We start from the raw sequence: 18,982 nt of genomic DNA on the forward strand, positions 1-18,982 counted from the left end.
TTTTTAAAGGAATTCTTCAGTAAAAAGTTCATTCTTCAGAACATCTACAGTCTCTCGCGGGTGACTCAAATGAGGACAATGTCCCGATGCCTCCATATAGGTTATTTTACTGTTGGGTAGGTTATCCTTAACAAATTGACCAACTCTTTCGTTTGCTATATCGTCCTCCGCACATTGCACTATAAGACAAGGAATGTTCACTTTTTTCAAATCATGTCTATTGTCAGAGAAAAAAGTTACTCTGGCAAAGTTCTTCGTGATACCTTTGTCCATAGAGCAAAAGCTTTCGGCCAACTCCTGTGATAGGTGCGACCTTTCCCGATTTTTCATCACGACCGGTGCCAGATAATTTGCCCATTCGATATAATTCGAATCGAGCATTTCCAATAGATCTTCCAATTCGCTTTTGTCAAACCCTCCAGAATAATCATCAATATTCAAATAGCAGCTGGATGGGCAGATCATTATCATAGACCGAAAAATTTGAGGCCTTTCAATATAGGCTAATACTCCAATCATGGAACTTACAGAATGACCGATAAATATACTCTGTTCAATATCTAGCTCCTCACAAATTTCGATTATATCTTGGGCATACCCCGATAAAGAACCATATCGATTTTCATCATACGAGGCAACATCCGATTTTCCACAACCTACATAATCAAACACCAAAACCCTAAAATGTTTTTCCAGAAAAGGTATAATATAACGCCACATTGCCTGATCACATCCAAAACCATGGGCAAGTATAATAGTACGGTCGCCATTCCCGAACAATTTTACATTATTCCTGCTCTTTATAGAAGACATGTAATTAGGTTGGTTATAGTTTAGTCGCAAGGTAGAAAAATTAAGTCATTATTTTTTAAAGCCGAAATAATTCTTTTGTTGCACTTTCCCATAAGTTACGATTCCTGAATTATCACTTGTAGAAAACGTATAATGCTACATTTTAGGAAAGATATTAGCTCTAATACTCCCTAAAAAATAAGTCAGCCACTCTAACATCAACTCGATTGCTCTTTGTCCGAACTTTAGCAAGTACTCATATTTAGTACCCTAATTATAATTTTCCTACGAACAGTTTCGTGATTGGATTAAAATTGAATTTTTCCAAGAAAATAAGATCAAGACAATTACCCTACTTTTAAAGCTCTTAACCCATAAAGAAAGTTAGTATGAGAAACGAAAAATTGATTCTTGCACTAGGAAGTTGTATCAACCACTGCAATTATTGTGCGGACGCCTGTCTGGATGAGGATGACATCTCGATTATGAAAAATTGCATCAGGTCAAGTAAGGTGTGTGCTGAAGTATGCAGCTCACTTGCCCAAATTTTGGCTACTTCTTACACCAATGTTCAAGGTCTCATCGATTATTGCAAACAGGTTTGCATAGCCTGTGCTGATGAATGTTCAAATCATGAACATCAACATTGTCAACAATGCGCCAAAGCTTGCAGAGAATGTGCAGTCGCTTGTGACGAGTTTTCCTCGTCTTGATACAGGTATGTAATTGTTTCAACTTATTGCTGTTTCAGGCCACTAATTTAATATCGTTTAAAGGTCTGGTTGCTTTCCAGATATGGCATTAGGCAATGACAAATCCTCCATTGAAAGTCAACAGTCAGAACGAATCTTGTTTTTGAGTTTTCCCATGATTACTATTTCTGAATCATCAATTGTAGAAAACTAGGAAGGCTACAAAAAGGGTAAGGCTACTTTTTGTTTTCCAACAAAACCATTTTCCATTCTTTTTATAAATTTAGCAACTATATTTAATTGGTGCGTAACTCTATTTGATATAGGACAAATTTTATTTATTTCCCACGTTCCGTTTAATGGTTGGCTTCATTCCAAAGAGCAATAACACTAGACCAAGAATATAAAATTTAGTGAACATTCTAAAAACTTACATTTTCATCGACCCTCCGCTCCGAGTTGGCGAAGGAAGCTTCTATAATCAGTCTGAACCCATTCTTCCACCAGTCTGCCTTTATCGTCAAATTGAAAGATATTTATAAGGTTCCAAGTTATTTCCTTTCCATTGGGTGGCAAGGAACCAACAGGAGAATGTGTAAATTCTTTAACAAACTTGCCCTTAATCCAAGTTTGACAAGCTACAAAATTACCATCAACCACAATTTTTCCTCGTTCTATAGAGCGATTATCAAAAGCGGCACGTATAGATTTAAAGTAGTTTGTAAGACCTTCATAATCTGTTTCAAAACCATCGGGACCGTGAAATTTAAAATTTTCTGCATCAAAATAAGTGTCACATTCTGTTTGATTTTCACCAGAAACCTCTAATTCACCAGCCCTTATTAAATTTGATACAAGTGTTTCACGCTTTGAGTCTGATTGTTGCAGTTCCTTACTTTTCTTTGAGGATTCATTTTCATTGTTCTTCATATCATTACAACTGACTAAAAGGAAAATAGCTAAAGCAGCTAAACATTGTTTTCTCATAACCTACATACATTTGTACAAAATTAAAGAGGATGTAGATGGTGAAAATACGTGAGTCAATCTAATGATTACAAAATTCAAATATTTCTGAATTGTGTTGGAGTTTTTCCTAAATGCTTTTTGAAAAAATTATTGAAATGAGTGGCTTCCTTAAAAGCCAAACAATAGGCAATTTCTGCACAATTCCAATCTGTATTTCGTAATAAGTGTTTTGCTTCTTGCAAGATTCTTAAAGCAATAATCTCTGACGTAGACTTCCTGTACTTTTTCTTTAAAACTTTATTTAAATGGTTGACGTGAACAGAAAGATTTGTTGCGAATGCAGATGCAGCACGTAACTGAATGGTTTCATTGGGATTTTCCAAAGGGAATTGCATTTCTAACAATTCTTGGAATAAAGTTGCTATCCGTTCGTTAGCAGTAGATGATGTATCGTCTGTTATTTCTGAGGGATACATTTTTGCAGCACTATGCATAATTTGAAAAATTAAATTACGCAATAAGTCGTTTTTGTGTTTGTAATCTGACTTTAGCTCAATTTCAATTTCCTTGAAAATAAGCTCTATTTTTTCGTATTGCTCATCAGAAAGTTCATAAAGAGGAGTTCCACCTGGTTTAAAAAAAGAATACTCCTTTAAATTACCAAAGTTTTGAAAAAACTCTGGTTTAAATACACAGAAGTATCCTGTTTGATTTTTGTCTAACTGTTCCCAATGAAATGGAATCATAGGGTTTGTAAATAATAGGGATTTCCTTTTTGTTTCGTAAACTTTGTCAGCGTAATAAAGCCTATTCTTGGCTTTAGCTAAAGTTATTTTATAATAGTCCCTTCTTCTATAAGGTAGCTTTGTGCTATCACACCCAAAAAAATCCTCAAAACGAAATGTATTAAAAAGCAAAGACTCATTATTATTAGATGCTAATTGTAAAAATGCCTGCTCTTTAAAAATTTTTCGTGAACCTGAATCTTCCATTATACAAGTTTTTAATAAGTGGTTATTTCCTTAGGTTGGATTTCGCATAATATTAATTAAATGAATTACGGTATTCTAAAGGTGATAAATCGGTTTTATTTTTAAATAGTCTATTGAACGATTGCGAATGTTCAAAACCAAGCTGAAAAGCAATCTCGCCAATTGATTTTGAAGTTGTGGTTAAGTATTCTTTAGCTTTTTCTATGAGTTTAGAATGAATATGTTGCTGCGTATTTTGTCCCGTAATGGTTCTTAACATATCACTCAAATAATTTGCGGAAACGTTCATTTCGTCCGCAATACTTTTAACTGTTGGTAATTTCGATTGCTTACGTTCATCAAAATATTCCGATAGCTTACTTTCAAAATTGGCGAGCAAATCATTACTCGCCATTTTTCTTGTGATAAATTGCCTGTTATAAAAACGATTGCAATAATTAAGTAACAATTCAAGATTTGAAACAATCACGTCTTGACTATACAAGTCAATCGCTGAATTGTATTCGTTTTGAATATTTTGAACCAAATTTTCTATAATTTGTTCTTCCTTATCTGAAAGGTGCAATGCCTCGTTTACGCCATAGGAAAAGAAACCATATTTTTTAATGGTTTTGGATAAACCATAATTTGCAATCAATTCTGGATGAAATAATAACGACCAACCATCATTATTTCTTTCCCCTTTTTCGTCAACTGCCAACACTTGATTTGGTGAAAGAAAAGACATTGTGCCTTCGTCAAAATCGTAATGACTTTTTCCATATTTAAGTTGACCTTGAAAACTTCTTTTGATAGTAACATTATAAAAGTTAAGTACCATTTTTTGGTTACCTAAATCTGTTTGTTCTCTTTCTTGTGAATGGTCAATTAAAGTAATCAAAGGATTTGTAGGTTTTGGCAGTCCTAAAATCCGATGCAATTCGGTGATTGAATTTATGACTTTTGGTTTATTATCCTTTTTCATAATTTTCGGTTACGATAAAAAATCTTGTCCGTTGCTTCTGTCTGCGGTCATTACTTCTACCACATTTTTTGGATACTCAATCGGTAATTGACTAACTTTGTTTAGTTTGTCTAATTCGTCTGCGGTAAATTCAATGTCAACAGCTTTTAAATTGTCTTGAAGTTGTGTCATTTTTGTAGCACCAATAATTATACTCGTAACAACTGATTGATGTAACAACCACGCTAAAGCTAATTGAGCAACTGAAAATCCTTTTTGCGCTGCCATTGGATGAAGTACGTCTAAAACATCAAATGCTCTTTCTTTGTGGAAAGGCTCAAATGGAAAATCGTTCAAACGACCTTTTTCATTGTTTCCGTCTCTTTTGTATTTTCCAGTCAAAAGTCCACCACTTAAAGGACTCCAAACTAGTAATCCTACTTTTTGGTCTTGTAATAACGGAATCATTTCTCGTTCTAAATCTCTATTATCAAGCGAATAATTAGCTTGAAGAGAAGCAAATTTCTCTAAATTATTATAGTTTGAATGTCCTAACGCCTTCATAAAATGCCAAGCCATAAAATTACTTGCACCAATGTAACGAACTTTACCGCTACGCACTAAATCGTCTAAAGCTCTCAACGTTTCCTCAATTGGTGTTAACGGGTCAGATGTGTGCAATTGATAAAGGTCAATATAGTCGGTGTTGAGTCTTTTTAAACTTTCGTCAACTTGCTGAATGATGTGCTTTCTTGACAAACCTCTGTCATTTTCACCTTGTCCCATACTACCTCTTACTTTCGTTGCCAAAACGAGGTCGTCTCGTTTAATAGATAGGTTTTTTATTGCTTTTCCAATCATTATTTCTGAAAGTCCTTCTGAATATATGTTGGCAGTATCTATAAAATTGACGCCTGCATCAATTACGGTTTTTATTTGTTCGTCAACTTCTTGCTGACCCAAATCACCCATATGGTTGAAAAATCCTTTTCCACCATAATTCATTGTTCCCAAACAGAGTGTTGAGACTTTTAAGCCTGTTTTACCTAAAATTTTGTAGTTCATTTTTATTGTTTTTGTTCTGTGCAAAGTTCGCCGACTAACAAAAACAAAATGTAACTATATTCAGTTGTGTTGTAACCGAAATGAAGATTTTTTACCTAAATTTTAATGGCTTGCACTGATTTTTACCCATTACAGCTAACGAGTTACGTGGTTTAGCACGTAATTTAGCACTCGGCAGTTAAATCTTTGAAAAAGTCTTTTATGTCTTTTGCCATTAAGTCTGGCTGTTCCATTCCAGCAAAATGTCCACCAGCCGGCATTTCGGTCCAATGAGTCACATTGAAACCTTTTTCGATATATGAACGTGGTGGCGTAGGCAATTCTTTTGGGAATTTTGCGAATCCAACAGGAATTTTTATAAAATCGTTTTCGCCAAATTGTAAGGGATGTTTACTGTTTTCATAATACATTCGGGTTGATGAATGAATAGTTTGAGTAATCCAATAGAGTGTTACGTTTGCAAGTAGCTCATCTTTTGTAAACACGGAATAGATTTCTCCATTGTTATCGCTCCACGAATTAAATTTTTCAATGATCCAAGCGCATAATCCAGTGGGTGAATCATTTAATCCAAAAGCCAATGTTATAGGCTTGGTACTTTGTATGTGAGAATATGCAGCTTCTTTAGAAGCCCAATCCAATGCGTATTTTTGGAAGGCTTCTACTTCATCTGTCAATTGCTCCCCGTCTTTTAAAAACGGTGTATAAGAGCCAGAAATGTAATTCAGGTGCAAACCAATTAGGTTTAGAGGATATTTTAAAGCTAACCAAGAGCTAACTCCAGAACCAATATCTCCACCTTGTGCCCCATATCTTTCATATCCTAATTCCATCATTAACTTGTGCCATAAATGAGCCACGAATTCTGAATTGCAACCTTCAACCTGACTTTTCCCGGAATATCCAAATCCAATAATGGAAGGAATCACTAAATCAAATGAAATTTCATCATCATCAGTCAACATAGGTATAAGCTTAAGCATTTCGATAAAGGAACCCGGCCAACCGTGAGTTATGATTAATGGAACGTTTTTTTTCCCTTTTCCTTTAACGTGTATAAAGTGGATGTCATAACCATCAATGGTTGCAATGAAATTTGGGAAAGAATTTATTTCAGCCTCTACATTTCTCCAGTTGAATTCGTACAGCCAATAGTTGGATAATTCTTTCATAAAAGAAAGGTTGGTTCCGTAAATCCAATTTGAGTTGGATATTTCATCTGGCCAACGTGTATTTTTAATTCTATTCTTTAAGTCGTCAAGAATTTCTTCGGAAATATTTGCTGAAAATGGTTTTATCATTTTAATTATTTGTTCAATTTTTTTGTTCTAACTTAAATGGCAGTTAATGCCGCGCTATGTGAAGTCCGGCGGATTTTATGGAAATATAGCAAAATCACCATAAATATGCCATGGTAATCTGGCTTGCGCTTAATACCATGGCATGTTTCGTAACGAGTCTGCGCGAGCGGACGTGCTGTCAGTAATTTTTGCGGTATGGGGAATAAAATCTGTCGCCCAGATTGCATATAGTGTCTTGATATGTCGATTAGTTGAGCCGTGGCGGCGGTTCCGGCAAATGGTCCACTTATCCTACGGCCCTTGCAATCTGACATAGCTCTGCGATGATGCACGATCCCAAAGGGCGGGAACTGCGGAGACGCCATACGCGATAGGGGTAATTGAACAACTTTGAATCAAGACAACAATAACAAAGCTCACAAAATAGTAGTGAGACCCGTACCACAAAACAACGTGGGTGATCCGAGAAGTTGAAATCACATCTTTATAGCAAGTGGCCGGGTCTATTATAATTTATGATCATACAGATGCCGGTGAACCCTAATATATAGGTGTATCACAAATAGGATGCGGAGCAAGTTATATCAAAAGAAAAAAGGTGTTTAAAGCAAAAACAAAATATTATTTAACTTTAGAGAACTGTACTAGGGCTTTTCATAGGAGCCATTGTTAGCGGTAGTTATTTTAAATATTTGTTTATTTTTACAAGTTCTAATTCGGGTGTGTCTTTTATGAGCTGATTCAATATTTTTAAATGTCCTTGTCCGTAAATCACTAAAATCCTTTCTGTATTTGAATCAGCAAGTTGTCTTATATTTTCGAAAATTTTAATGTTTGACTTATACCATTCTCCTACAGTTTCTGCTCCAATTTTATTTTTCTCATTTTCTATTTGACTTAATAGAATATAGCCAAAATGATTTTTATCTATTGCTCCGTCGGTATTAAGGTAGTAGACTGCATCTTGAATTGTACCTTTCAAAGCAATTTTGTCATATTCCTCGGCCAGCTCCTTAGCATTTTCAATAATTGAGTCTATCAGTTTGGATTGTCCATTCTGTCCAGCAAAGGCAACAGTCGAATCAAATGCATATTGGACAGGGGAATATGCTAAATATAGACGTTTGTGGTTTAATTCTTTTGCCAAACGAAAAGCGATTTGGTCGGTCTCTTCCTCGGTTAGTTCATATGAGCCGTTTAAATAATCCGCATACTTTTTGTTGAGTTCTTCCTCCGAGCGATAAGGTCGTTCCACGGCTATTTTTGTGGGATTGAAATTTTTAAGTGATTCAATTAATATTTTAATTTCAGACTGTCTTTTCTCGCTTTTAACTTCGGTGAACTTTTGACTTACTGCATTGTTTTTTGAAGTGAAGTGTAACATTCCCAATATTGCTATTTTAGGCAAGTCCTTTTTTTCTGTGATTGGTTTTTCTTTTTTATTTGAAAGATCATTGCAGGAGAAAAACACAACGAGAAGCGAAATAATAGTCAATTTTGAAATTAAGTTGTAATGTTTCATTTTGTCATTAATTACCACTAACGCAAGGCTATGTGAAGTTGTGCGATTGGATTTTTTTTTGTCGTACTGAAAGGTACGTGAAAATGAAAAATACAAGGAAGCGCACCAGATTGCATATAGATTTTGATATGTACAGTTTTCCTAGATGGCACCTGAAGATGATAAAGATGATTGACCCTCACCGCATAAATATATGGCTTTGAATAATCGTTTTTATGAACTTTACTTTTCAAACATACTTAATTCAATATCGGGAATAATCTTAAGGGCGTTTTTATAATAGACTTTTTTTAGCACTTCATCAGATAATCCTAATCCATACATCCTCCAAAAGGCATGATACTTTTTATGATATGGAAAATACTCATCCGTTGTTTCCAGCGTCCTGAAATATGTAACATATTCTGAAGGCACCCAAGAATCCTTTCCGAACAAAATCCTATCCTGAAAGGTTTCAAAAAAATTCTTGGCCGTTATGGGCTGTCTGCCCAATTCGGCGATGACGGCACCAAACTCGACATACATCTTTGGGAATTTCTTCAAAATTGTCGAAAGCTGTTCCAAATCATTTCCGTGCCAACCAAAGTGAGCATTGATAAAAGTGGTTTTAGGATGTTTTGCAAAAACCTCATGCTGTTCTTTGATCAATTGTTCCCAAGATGGAATTGTACTGTTGGCATAGCTACGACTTGGATATTTATATAATTCCAACCACCTTTCATTTCTTTCATCCATTGGGTCCCAAAAGGATTTAGGGGCACCGGAATGAATAAGAACGGGTATTCCCAATTCTCCACATGCCGCCCAGACAGGGTCCAATCTAACGTCATTAATCGGGATTCTATTCCCATGAATATCTACATGGGTCATGCCCAATTCTCTGAAAACCTTTAAGCCACTAGCTCCGTTGGCAACATCCTCCTTAAGTTGGTCCACAGTATATTCCGTCCACTGCACAAACCCGAATCCCTGAAAGTCGATGTTTGCAAATAATGCCATCCTGTTGGACATTCCGTTTTTACGCACATTCTCCACCTTGTCTTTTAACTTATCCCCCCAACCTCCATTAAGATCGACCATAAACTTCATATTTAAGGTGTCCATAGCCATCTTGAGCTTATTGAAATCTTCTGTCGTATATAACAACTGGTGGCTATGGACATCTATGAAGGGATACTTCGCTTTGGTTATTATATGTTCTGGAACTACCAATGTAGAAGTTGGATTATATTCCGCAATTGTGATTTGAGCATTTAACATCAATGAATTGAGGCCAATTGACGCAGTCAAAACTAATCTTGCATACCTTAATTTCTCCAGCAGTCCTGTCATCGTTTATCTAGACTTTAGCGATTTTGCTTTTTTCAGACGTTCCTTGAAATCATTTAGCTTCGGATGAATATCTTCACTTCCGGTGACGTTTTGAAAAACTGACACCGCTTTCTCAAGAACCCTGATTTCTTCATTAATGGATTTTCCTTTCCTATAAAGAATTGCTAGTCTTCTATACGGAAAGCTACCTTCAAAACCTTCGGAAATGTTGGCTTCATATAGAGCCTTGGCTTCTAATACTCTTCCTTCTTTCTCAAGGCGCTTGCCCATGAGGTTCCTTTGAACTTGCGAATCGAAACTACTCATTGTTTTTTAACACATCACTTTTCCCAATGCTTCAGGTATTTCTGATTTTCATTGATATCGAACAGCCTTGACTAATTGTTGACTCTGGCAGAAATTTGGCTACTTGTAATTGCCTGTCCGTCGCTTCTCTCGTAGAGGGAGGGAGTATTGATCATATCGGCTATTTCGTTCGGACGGAGCGGCCTATTTGATTTTTTGAGCACTTCTTCTATAGCCTCGTGAAGTTTCTTTTTTTGTTCATTTTCCATGATTGTTCGGACTCTGGTATCTTCCTATCTTTGTATAATCTCTTTAAGGTGCAAGACTTTACTCAATAAACCCAGTGGCAAAGCTTTACATCTTCACCAAATTACGAAAAAAACCAAATGCAGTAGGTAAATGGACGAATTATCGATCATGTAGGTTTCGCCCAGTCAAAGCTAATTGAAGATCGCACCTTTTTTTACCTTGGTGATATTCGCATTCGGATAAAGGCTATCCACTATCCTTTTTTTGAACTTTCAATATAAGACATCAAGATAAGCGAAAATCAAACAGTGCCGAAAAAGGTTAGGTTTATGAAACTGTCAAATCTGAGATAATCGAACAATTAATAAAAATCGGGAGTTTAAACTCCCGATATTATTATCCATTTGAAATTGAAACTTATTCCTTTATGATCTGATGAACTTCGTCTACATTTTTACTTATTATTCTAAGAAAGTATGTTCCCTGTTTTAACTCGGAAACATCTATTCTTGGCATATCATCAGATATTTTGAAACTATCTGTTCTAACCAACGTTCCGCTAAAGTCATAAATCTCCGTAACAATTGAGGAATCAGCGGTAGCTGATTTGGATTGGCTCTGGGAAATACTTAAAGTCTCGGAAGAGGTACTCTCTAACGGAACCTGCTCTATAAATATTTCGGAACTCGTCGGATTTGGATACACCGTCATTGAGGATGAACCGCAATCTTGATATAGTGTCCGAGTAACTTCGGCCTGTCCGCAACTGGTATTTGCCACTACTTTCAAAAGCCCTCCTGAACACCCCCATTGTAGCATGATACCTGACCCACCTCCAGTTGTCGCGAACAAAGTTCCATTTTTATACCAAGAATAACTGCCCGTACCTCCAGAAACCGATACCGTTATAGTACCATTGGGGTCGGCACCATTAGGAGCCGTGAGATTAATTACTCCCCCCAATGTAATCTGTTTGGATACCGTTATCGATTGACAATTGGACACTGAATTCGATATAGTTGCGGTAATGGTTGCATTTCCATTAAAACTAGAGCTTTTTGTAAATGTTTTTGAACTAGAAGATGCCGATGGAAAGGTTGCTGCACTTGATGGGCTTATTGCCCAATTAACCGTAGTTCCGGCTGGGACGGAAACACTGTAAGTACCGGTGGTACAAATGGAGGTACTCCCCGCAATGGTTTGAGAACTACAAGAGAAACTGCAATCAAAAGTATCGGAACCCGAAACCGCGTCCATTTCACTGGCAAGCCATTTACCATTTCGGGCATTGAATGAGATATGGGATTCGTTGGTTCCAGAATTGTTATATGAAGTGGAAAAGTTGACAAACGGTACGGCCTTACCGCCCGTTGGCGGTGTCGCTGACGAATACTTTGCCAAATAATCAGAACTTACCAATGTTGTATTGTTCCTTCCCACATCAAGTGCACTCGTTGCCGAGATAAAATTAAAATTCGGGTTTAAATTGACGGTAAACCCATACTTAATCAAGGCATTGCTGATGTAAGAATTAATATTAGGGCTATTTGCACCTGAAAAACTAGGATTGACACCACCTGGATAGGAATCCAATGGGAGTTGTCCCGAAGGTGAGTTATAGGTTCGAAAGGTAATGTCCTTGCTGATTGGCAAGACCCATAACAGGTTTTTGGTGTAACGTACCTTGCCATAATATACCTGTGCGGTTCCGGAAGCGGGATAGGCGATTACCCTAAAATCTGAATTTATCTTACTTCTTCCTGGTAGGATACCAAGCAGAAAACCGGGTTCGTTGGTGGTTCTTGCAATTATGGTAGCTGCATTACCACCATTGGTCAACAATGCTAAAAGAATATCCGTCAAGAAAGTGGTCTTGCCATCTGCCGTTGCCTTGAATATCTGGGATCCTGCGGTTACACTTTGACCGGAAGCACAATGGCTGGCATTGCTCAAGGCGATATTTCTGGTCTGGGCCGGATAACCAATAGTCTTTAATTCGTTTTGAAAGGATGTTCTTAGTGAATTGTCGACCGCAAAATTACTGTTGACGTTATTTATAAGTAGCTGACGTGTTGCGGGTGCGTCCAAGAGTTCCTGGATATCGGAAACACCGATACCGCCGGAACTAATGGGGATGTCCAAGACATTGAGTGCCGATTTTATATATTGGTTGACCACATGCCTTGCCATATATAAAAACCCTATAGGTACGTTTGCGCCTTGGTGCGGTGCATCATGGCTGATATAAAGGCCCGTTTTATGCTGCTCACCGCGATTTTCCATATCCTTTAAGGCATAACGAGCAATGATTCCGCCCATACTTTGCCCAAGTATCACATTGGGAGTAGTACTGCCTGCGGCCGCTTTTTGGGTATTTACCCATTTAATGACCTCTTGGAGTACATAGGCATTGCGCTGAATGTAGTCGGTACCGTTGTCCCAGTTGACATAGACTACATCATAGTCTACGGAAGTATTATTTGTGATAAGGTTTCTGAGTTCTGGACTCAAAGATTGATTTACTTGATCTTGAAAAGTTCTATAATCACTATCTCCAATGCTTCCAGAAGCAGCCAACAAACCCGTATCAAAGCCTTCCGCTACGATCAAAGGCTTGCGTATTTTGGTATCCGTGCCGCCATAGGCAATCTGTAGCGTGGCCGATCCGGCAATGTTTAGATAACTGCGGGTGGCGGTGATGTTCTGTTGCGCAATGGGAAGCGGCCCTTTTGACGTAGTGGTCGATGTTATATTGTTTACCTTTAGTTTTTGACGGCTATAAAGGTAGCTGCCATTTGTCAATCGTAGGCGATATGTTAAAGCGTAGACGCCCGTGGATGTATACGTATTACTGGCCACGGCATTATTGAACAGGGTCTTGTAACCGCCGCCGCTACCAAAATCCACCTCAATATTACTAATAGTAGAGGCCTGATTGGTGTGCCATAGTGTAGAGGGCAAACTCAAGGACAAGGTAGCCTTGTTGAGTTCCAATATCGGTGTACTGATTACAAAAGCGGTCTTGGTCTCATAGGGGTTTTGCCAAACCCCGTTGATGTACTTATCATCGTAGGTATTATTGACTACGGTAATCCTGTTGCCCGAAAGGGCATCGCTACGGAAGCGGGAGTAGTTGTAGTAGAGACCGCTAAGGAGCATTTGGGCGGAAGAAGTGCCTTTGGAGGTTGTATTCTTACTTTTTTGACCTGATTTTGCCGCAAGTTCATCGGTCATTGGGGCCACGATACCGGGCACATTTGTAGCAGTACAGCTAGAGACCAATGTGCTATAAGTATCTTTGTAAACCCCGTTGTCTACGTAATTATCGGTGCGTAAAACCCCATCGTATTTCGTAATGTCGATAAATTCTATACCGTAATCAAGTAAAATATTGTGGGGAATGCGGTTCTTTTCCAAGGGGGCGAAAATTGTATTGGTTGCAGTGGCAACGGAGGTATCGGTGGTCTGTGCACTTAAGTAAGATAGGGACAATAAAACCATCGTTACGAAAACGACGGTACAGGTTTTTTTCATTGATTTTTTGTGTTAAGGTTGTTGTTAATTTGTGTATTTTACATCAAAGCGACCATTGGTTACTTTTATTTCTTTATTGTTCTTGTCTAAGATTGTAAATTCAAAATTTCCGGATATAATAAAGTTTTCGGTATCATGGTTAGTAATTATTAGTTTTCCAGGTTTTAAATCTGAGGTGGGTTGAGCGCTATCATTCAATCCATTATCTGTGAAAAGTCCAGTGAAGTTTCCAATTTTATCAGAAGTTAGATTATAAGTTTGTTCTTCAACAGCAGGTACTGAAATTCCGCCAATTACTATGAATTGAGATTCTGTGTTTATTTCACCACTTTCAGAGGATATACTAAGTGTATATAACCCATTCATATTTTGATAAAAGGCGTTTAGGCTGTTCTGGCCGAATTTCTTTGGCAAGAAAATTTCCCCATTCACCAAACACCCAAAAGTTTGGGCACCAATTTGGGTAGCGGGTGGTAAGGCATCCAAAGGGTTTTGAGTTTCATCGTCATCCTTTTTACAGCTTGTGATAAACAGGATAAACGTAGCTAATAAAATGTGTGTTATTTTCATATTGATTTGCTTTTAAGGCAATTGCTATTCAGTGTGTTTTACATCAAAGTGGGCATAGGTCACATTGACATATTTCTTGTTCTTGTATAAAAGTGTTAATTCTGTAAACAACCCTTTTAGTGCACCGCAAACAAGTTTTTACGGTGTTTTAAATGAAAAATTAATATGGTAACTAAAGGAGGTTATGCGGAAATACAGGGTCGGCTTTGTCCATCTGAGGGCAAATTGCCAGAGGATAGTTATAGGGTCCGCATTCTATTAGAGTTTTATAGACTAAATATACGAATTCTCTTAACGTACTTTATAAACCGCTCATTTTTTTTTAACAGAAATAAGTCCGATTAAAAGGCCGTTTTACGAAACTACCTAAGGATTCTGAACAAGAATCAATCGCCAGTTCCATTTCCCGTTCTTATTAGTAGTATCGTAAATTGACGGTTTATGGGACTAAATTATGGAAGTAAAATATACTCAAGAAAACAACCCAAAAAGCACCTTTTTAAACATCACTAGCAAAAACAAATTGAAGTAGCTCAAATGAAGAGATATCTATGGCATCGACATATATTTTAAGTATGTCGAAATTTTAGCTTTTTATCGACACAGTTAAGTAATCTATTTTAGTAAAACTAATCGACCACAAGGCCAATCAAGTTGCCGGAAAGGACTGGAGGATTCTAAAATCCAAACTACGCGAGAAATATATTACATGAAGTCATCATCAAACTGCGTCGTGATTGAATCAGCTACAGGTTTAATTTCAGTTCCTATTTATGAATTAGTGCCCGGGATAATAACTAGAAGGTTTATAAAATATCAATTATAAGCACCTAAAATCATCTTTTTTAAACTATTATTTTGGATGGGTTTAAAAAAACAACGAAAGGAAATAGCTTCAATCTGCAAAATCAACATGACCTTGACCAGCTCGTTGCAAAATCTTAGTTATTTTCAAAGGCTATTTTTAAACAAATCAATATAATCCTTAAAATTATAAAGTCGGTCTCTTTGAGATCCTGTTATTTCATGCAAAATTTCCAGTTCCTCCATTGACTTTATCAGTTTATAGGCGGAAACATTGGATTTTTCAATAATGCTTTCGACCCTATGAACATCAATTACTGGACGAATATAAAGGCTTTCGATAACCTTTCGGGCATCAACACCTCTGTTTCCCAACGTCTTTAGTTTAATTTCGAGAGTTTTTTGCAATTGCATGATGCTGTCAAAGGTCGTTACTCCCGATTTAGCAGTTTCAATGACACCGGAAAGAAAAAACTTGAACCATTGAGAAATGTCGTTATGTGTTCTGACCCGCATTAAATTATCATAGTAGAGCGTTCTATTTTTCTCAAAAAAGTCAGATAGGTAAAGTATAGGCTGTTTTAGTATGCCTTTACTTACTAGGTACAAGGTTATCATTAACCTCCCGACCCGACCGTTTCCATCCAGAAATGGATGGATAGTCTCGAATTGATAATGTATCAAAGCGATTTTGAGCAGATCGGGAAGATAGTTGAGTTCGTCATTGGCAAATTTTTCTATGTCCGAAATCAAATCTTTTATTGATGTGTGGACGGGGGGAATAAATACCGCATCGTTTAAGGTAGCACCGCCTATCCAGTTCTGGCTGGTCCGGTATTCCCCTGGCAATTTATTTTCTCCTCTTACTCCCTGTAAAAGAATCTTGTGTGTCTGTTTAATCAATCTTGACGAAAATGGCAATCTATGAAGCATTTTTACCGCCTCGTTCATTGCGGCAATATAATTTTGTACTTCTTCCCAATCATCCCTTTTTTCAACTGAAATTTCATCTTCTTTCAAAAAAGCCTCTTCCATATTCGTTTGTGTACCTTCTATTTTTGAGGATTGTGTGGCTTCTTTGGCGATATGCATACTAATGAACAAATCAATATTTACATACTCCGAATACATATCCAATCGACCCAAATGACGATCTGCTTTACTTAAAAGCGCAAGTACTTCCATATCATCAACCTGCCATTCTTTGCTAATCGGGTTAGGTTGAAAACTCTTATAATATCCTTGGTTGATTATTTTGCCTGCTTTAAATGATTTCATTGTGTTCCTTTAATTAAACCTCTACTATTTAACAAAAATACAATATTTCTTAAATAGCGTGATTTTTATTTAAGGTTTGATTAGTATTTCTTAAATAACAAGGTTGCTATTGAAGTATTAGCCGTAAAATTTTGTTAGGTTTGTTTTTTTTCTTTTCCCCCTTTCCACAAAAAGTGCCCGTTAGGGCACAAATTCCTATCGACAGAACACATTCATTTAGCAACAATTCGATAGTAAGTTTTTTATGGTACGTCCGTCCCAAATCTTACCTCAAAACTTTGCGCGTGGATTCTGTCCGATTTTTGTAGCGATTCCGGCAGATTAGCGTTAAGCAAAAACCGGATAGGGCGCACCCCTACTCCCGATTTAGAACGCTGTCCTGCTTTTTGGCCCACCTCTTAAAATCTTTATAGATAATTGGATGATCATCGAAATAGCCCCTTGCCCTACCCAAACTTTCTTGCTTAACTTTCAAGATCGCAGCATCCATTTTCTGTTCATACTTGATATAATAGTAGCCGAGATAGCCAAACGCAATCGTGTTCAGGCACATAACCACATATATCATTGTAACCTCCCATTTTGGAGTCCATCTTGACTTCTCGATATTTTTTAGGACTTCCTCTATCCGTCTTTCATAGGAATCCTTTTTTTGTTCCTGTAACCTTAGGAATTCCTCTATTCGGAATTCTAGATGCGAGGTATCTATTTTGATCTCTACGTCATCAAACTTTTCAGAAAGTTCTTCGAGTTTGCTGATGGACTTGTTGAACCCCGATATTTCTTGGGTAAGCACTTCCATAATTTCGTCCAGCTTTGCCATAGTATTACATTTCCATTCCTAGTCCTATCGATTTTTTGACGGCCAATTTGATGGCCTTTTTTGCCAGGGTCGCGGCCAAGTTCGGTGATACTCCTACGGTCTTTCCGAGCAGGTTCACTGTATTGTCCTTAGCAATTTTTTGGTCGGCCGTTCTCTCCAGTCCTATCCGCTCGGCTATTCTTCCCATAGACATCGAGCGGTGTACATGGCTTCCCTTAAGACTTTCTCCTTTATACTCAAAACGGAAACCCTGGAGTTGGTTCTGTTTGTTGATACTCGGAACGACTTCCACATCACTCTGCTTCATATACTCGATATACCGGTCAAAATCCTTGGGTCTCATTTCCGTCATGACTTTTTCATGGATTTGTTTTATTTCAGCTCTTATGTCTTTGACCTTGTCCAGTTTTTGTTGTTGCACCTCCCTTACCGTTGTCATGCCCAATTGTCTTGCCACGTTTTCGGCAGCAAGTTGGCTCCGTTTTCCGATATAGTTGTCCTTATATGCTTTTCCTTGAAAGTTTATCCGGTTCACGTACAGGTGGATATGTATATGGCTCATGTTGCGGTGCACGAATGCAATGGCCTGTCGTTCCTGTAGTTTCATTTCCTTGACGAATCGTTCCGTTATTTCCCTTAGTTCCTTTTGCTTTAATTCCCGACCATCTTCTATGGTGGGACTCAACACAAAACTCAGGGTGTTCTTTTCACATTTATGATTTTGCAATTGAATAATCTTGAACTCTTGGGTAATTTCCTTGGGATTGTCTCCTGAAAGATGTTGTCGATACACCACTTCGGCATCTTTTTCCTGGTCCCATCCATAGCCCATTGAAGCTCCCGTATGCGATATGGATTTTCCCAAACCTATCATTTTCTAAAACTTAAGAGGTGTTTCCGTATCTCGTTGGCCAATTGCACCACTTCATCGGCCAATTTGGGGTTCCGTTTTCGATACATATTACCGATGCGCTTAAAGTTGATCTCGTACTTGGTCAGCATCTTGTACATCTCTATCTGTTCTTTGGTGAGACGTTCGATGATGCGATCATCAAAAGCCGCACGACGACAATATTCGCTTATGGAAAGTCCGCTCCTATCGGCTTTTACCCTGAGCAGTTTCTTCTCATAAATGGAACATCTGAATTGTACGAACTCCTTTTTCACTTTTGGTATTTCTGGATATAATTTCCAAGCATTTTTTTAAATAGTCCTAATCGAGATTCTGTTTTATAGCACATTTCGAAAACCCGATTACCAGTTCCTATTCTTTTGCGACCCATCGGGAGCAAAAGCGAGATTTGTCATGAAAATGACACATCTCGAATTCTCACTCATTATTAATTTATTGGATATCATTTAGTTTTTCATATTTCTGTCTTCATATGCTATTCTTAATCATTTTTTCGATTAAAAATTGATATTGGTATTGAGTTATTTTTTCTCATCAGATTTAAATTTTTTGTCGAATTCCCTATCCAAATATTCATCGGATAGATTTGGCTCGCCCAAAAGCCAAGCATCGATAATATCTTTGTCAAAGAATTTTTGGCGGATGTGCTTGTTACCGCCCATGGGTATCAATCTTAATTGGGTCAGCTTGTAGATCTTGCTTTTTGAGAGTCCCGTATAGGCCACAAGATCATCTACGTTCATCACTTTCTTTTGATGCGATAGTAATCCTTTAATCTCTTTTAGAATTTCTACCATCTCGTTTTCCGTTTCCATACTTACATGCTTTAAAGACAGCCGTTAAAGTGGCCGTTTGTGTTACAAATGTGCGATGCAATGTAAATGGATGAAAGCAAATGGAGGGGCGAAAAGGGGAAAT

Annotated in this window: 18 protein-coding genes; 1 reads left to right on the plus strand and 17 read right to left on the minus strand. The window is 37.5% G+C overall.

Annotated elements, in window-relative coordinates; genetic code table 11:
- Positions 1-3: 3 nt before the first annotated feature.
- Entirely contained in the window at positions 4-813 is an 810-nt protein-coding gene (locus IV512_RS11570; protein ID WP_209403500.1) for an alpha/beta fold hydrolase, read from the minus strand.
- Between the two features lie 464 nt (positions 814-1,277).
- Here IV512_RS11570 and IV512_RS11575 point away from each other — a divergent pair, with 464 nt between their 5' ends.
- Positions 1,278-1,505, plus strand: coding sequence for a four-helix bundle copper-binding protein (locus tag IV512_RS11575; protein ID WP_371743289.1), 228 nt, complete (start codon positions 1,278-1,280; stop codon positions 1,503-1,505).
- A 417-nt stretch (positions 1,506-1,922) separates the two neighbouring features.
- Here IV512_RS11575 and IV512_RS11580 read toward each other — a convergent pair whose 3' ends face one another.
- From IV512_RS11580 to IV512_RS11655, 16 genes are all read right to left on the minus strand, one after another.
- Positions 1,923-2,471 (minus strand): ester cyclase, encoded by a 549-nt coding sequence (locus IV512_RS11580; protein WP_209403504.1) that lies wholly within the window; start codon positions 2,469-2,471, stop codon positions 1,923-1,925.
- A gap of 77 nt (positions 2,472-2,548) precedes the next feature.
- On the minus strand, positions 2,549-3,445 hold the full coding sequence (locus tag IV512_RS11585) for an AraC family transcriptional regulator (protein WP_209403506.1): 897 nt from the start codon (positions 3,443-3,445) through the stop codon (positions 2,549-2,551).
- Positions 3,446-3,497: 52 nt separating this feature from the next.
- Positions 3,498-4,409 (minus strand): AraC family transcriptional regulator, encoded by a 912-nt coding sequence (locus IV512_RS11590; protein ID WP_245224761.1) that lies wholly within the window; start codon positions 4,407-4,409, stop codon positions 3,498-3,500.
- A gap of 9 nt (positions 4,410-4,418) precedes the next feature.
- Positions 4,419-5,453, minus strand: coding sequence for an aldo/keto reductase (locus IV512_RS11595; RefSeq protein ID WP_209403508.1), 1,035 nt, complete (start codon positions 5,451-5,453; stop codon positions 4,419-4,421).
- A 164-nt stretch (positions 5,454-5,617) separates the two neighbouring features.
- Complete coding sequence (locus tag IV512_RS11600) at positions 5,618-6,754, minus strand: epoxide hydrolase family protein (RefSeq protein ID WP_209403510.1); 1,137 nt, start codon at positions 6,752-6,754, stop codon at positions 5,618-5,620.
- Between the two features lie 679 nt (positions 6,755-7,433).
- Positions 7,434-8,276 (minus strand): DUF5694 domain-containing protein, encoded by an 843-nt coding sequence (locus IV512_RS11605; RefSeq protein WP_209403512.1) that lies wholly within the window; start codon positions 8,274-8,276, stop codon positions 7,434-7,436.
- A gap of 222 nt (positions 8,277-8,498) precedes the next feature.
- A complete protein-coding gene (locus tag IV512_RS11610; RefSeq protein ID WP_209403514.1) occupies positions 8,499-9,608 on the minus strand; it encodes an amidohydrolase family protein in 1,110 nt (369 codons plus the stop codon).
- A gap of 3 nt (positions 9,609-9,611) precedes the next feature.
- Positions 9,612-9,878, minus strand: coding sequence for a hypothetical protein (locus IV512_RS11615; protein ID WP_209403516.1), 267 nt, complete (start codon positions 9,876-9,878; stop codon positions 9,612-9,614).
- A 107-nt stretch (positions 9,879-9,985) separates the two neighbouring features.
- Positions 9,986-10,162 (minus strand): hypothetical protein, encoded by a 177-nt coding sequence (locus IV512_RS11620; protein ID WP_209403518.1) that lies wholly within the window; start codon positions 10,160-10,162, stop codon positions 9,986-9,988.
- Positions 10,163-10,559: 397 nt separating this feature from the next.
- Positions 10,560-13,676, minus strand: coding sequence for a T9SS type A sorting domain-containing protein (locus IV512_RS11625; RefSeq protein WP_209403520.1), 3,117 nt, complete (start codon positions 13,674-13,676; stop codon positions 10,560-10,562).
- A 24-nt stretch (positions 13,677-13,700) separates the two neighbouring features.
- Positions 13,701-14,246 (minus strand): hypothetical protein, encoded by a 546-nt coding sequence (locus IV512_RS11630; protein WP_209403522.1) that lies wholly within the window; start codon positions 14,244-14,246, stop codon positions 13,701-13,703.
- A gap of 951 nt (positions 14,247-15,197) precedes the next feature.
- Positions 15,198-16,328, minus strand: a complete 1,131-nt coding sequence (locus tag IV512_RS11635; RefSeq protein WP_209403524.1) for a Fic family protein — start codon at positions 16,326-16,328, stop codon at positions 15,198-15,200.
- A 355-nt stretch (positions 16,329-16,683) separates the two neighbouring features.
- Positions 16,684-17,151: a DUF6730 family protein gene (locus IV512_RS11640; protein WP_209403526.1), complete on the minus strand. Its 468-nt coding sequence runs from the start codon at positions 17,149-17,151 to the stop codon at positions 16,684-16,686.
- A 4-nt stretch (positions 17,152-17,155) separates the two neighbouring features.
- On the minus strand, positions 17,156-18,025 hold the full coding sequence (locus tag IV512_RS11645; RefSeq protein WP_209403528.1) for a relaxase/mobilization nuclease domain-containing protein: 870 nt from the start codon (positions 18,023-18,025) through the stop codon (positions 17,156-17,158).
- Entirely contained in the window at positions 18,022-18,318 is a 297-nt protein-coding gene (mbpA, locus tag IV512_RS11650; protein ID WP_209403530.1) for a mobilization protein MbpA, read from the minus strand. The genes IV512_RS11645 and mbpA overlap by 4 nt, the downstream gene beginning before the upstream one ends.
- 267 nt (positions 18,319-18,585) lie before the next feature.
- Positions 18,586-18,879: an AlpA family transcriptional regulator gene (locus IV512_RS11655; RefSeq protein ID WP_209403532.1), complete on the minus strand. Its 294-nt coding sequence runs from the start codon at positions 18,877-18,879 to the stop codon at positions 18,586-18,588.
- Positions 18,880-18,982: the final 103 nt, after the last annotated feature.

Source organism: Pseudozobellia sp. WGM2, assembly GCF_017810075.1.
Taxonomy (GTDB): Bacteria; Bacteroidota; Bacteroidia; order Flavobacteriales; family Flavobacteriaceae; genus JADNYK01.

Bases quoted from the DNA above. Each gene is read 5' to 3' on its own strand.
- IV512_RS11570 (WP_209403500.1), bottom strand. From the start codon at position 813: ATGTCTTCTATAAAGAGCAGGAATAATGTAAAATTGTTCGGGAATGGC.
- IV512_RS11575 (WP_371743289.1), top strand. From the start codon at position 1,278: ATGAAAAATTGCATCAGGTCAAGTAAGGTGTGTGCTGAAGTATGCAGC.
- IV512_RS11580 (WP_209403504.1), bottom strand. From the start codon at position 2,471: ATGAGAAAACAATGTTTAGCTGCTTTAGCTATTTTCCTTTTAGTCAGT.
- IV512_RS11585 (WP_209403506.1), bottom strand. From the start codon at position 3,445: ATGGAAGATTCAGGTTCACGAAAAATTTTTAAAGAGCAGGCATTTTTA.
- IV512_RS11590 (WP_245224761.1), bottom strand. From the start codon at position 4,409: ATGAAAAAGGATAATAAACCAAAAGTCATAAATTCAATCACCGAATTG.
- IV512_RS11595 (WP_209403508.1), bottom strand. From the start codon at position 5,453: ATGAACTACAAAATTTTAGGTAAAACAGGCTTAAAAGTCTCAACACTC.
- IV512_RS11600 (WP_209403510.1), bottom strand. From the start codon at position 6,754: ATGATAAAACCATTTTCAGCAAATATTTCCGAAGAAATTCTTGACGAC.
- IV512_RS11605 (WP_209403512.1), bottom strand. From the start codon at position 8,276: ATGAAACATTACAACTTAATTTCAAAATTGACTATTATTTCGCTTCTC.
- IV512_RS11610 (WP_209403514.1), bottom strand. From the start codon at position 9,608: ATGACAGGACTGCTGGAGAAATTAAGGTATGCAAGATTAGTTTTGACT.
- IV512_RS11615 (WP_209403516.1), bottom strand. From the start codon at position 9,878: ATGGGCAAGCGCCTTGAGAAAGAAGGAAGAGTATTAGAAGCCAAGGCT.
- IV512_RS11620 (WP_209403518.1), bottom strand. From the start codon at position 10,162: ATGGAAAATGAACAAAAAAAGAAACTTCACGAGGCTATAGAAGAAGTG.
- IV512_RS11625 (WP_209403520.1), bottom strand. From the start codon at position 13,676: ATGAAAAAAACCTGTACCGTCGTTTTCGTAACGATGGTTTTATTGTCC.
- IV512_RS11630 (WP_209403522.1), bottom strand. From the start codon at position 14,246: ATGAAAATAACACACATTTTATTAGCTACGTTTATCCTGTTTATCACA.
- IV512_RS11635 (WP_209403524.1), bottom strand. From the start codon at position 16,328: ATGAAATCATTTAAAGCAGGCAAAATAATCAACCAAGGATATTATAAG.
- IV512_RS11640 (WP_209403526.1), bottom strand. From the start codon at position 17,151: ATGGCAAAGCTGGACGAAATTATGGAAGTGCTTACCCAAGAAATATCG.
- IV512_RS11645 (WP_209403528.1), bottom strand. From the start codon at position 18,025: ATGATAGGTTTGGGAAAATCCATATCGCATACGGGAGCTTCAATGGGC.
- IV512_RS11655 (WP_209403532.1), bottom strand. From the start codon at position 18,879: ATGGAAACGGAAAACGAGATGGTAGAAATTCTAAAAGAGATTAAAGGA.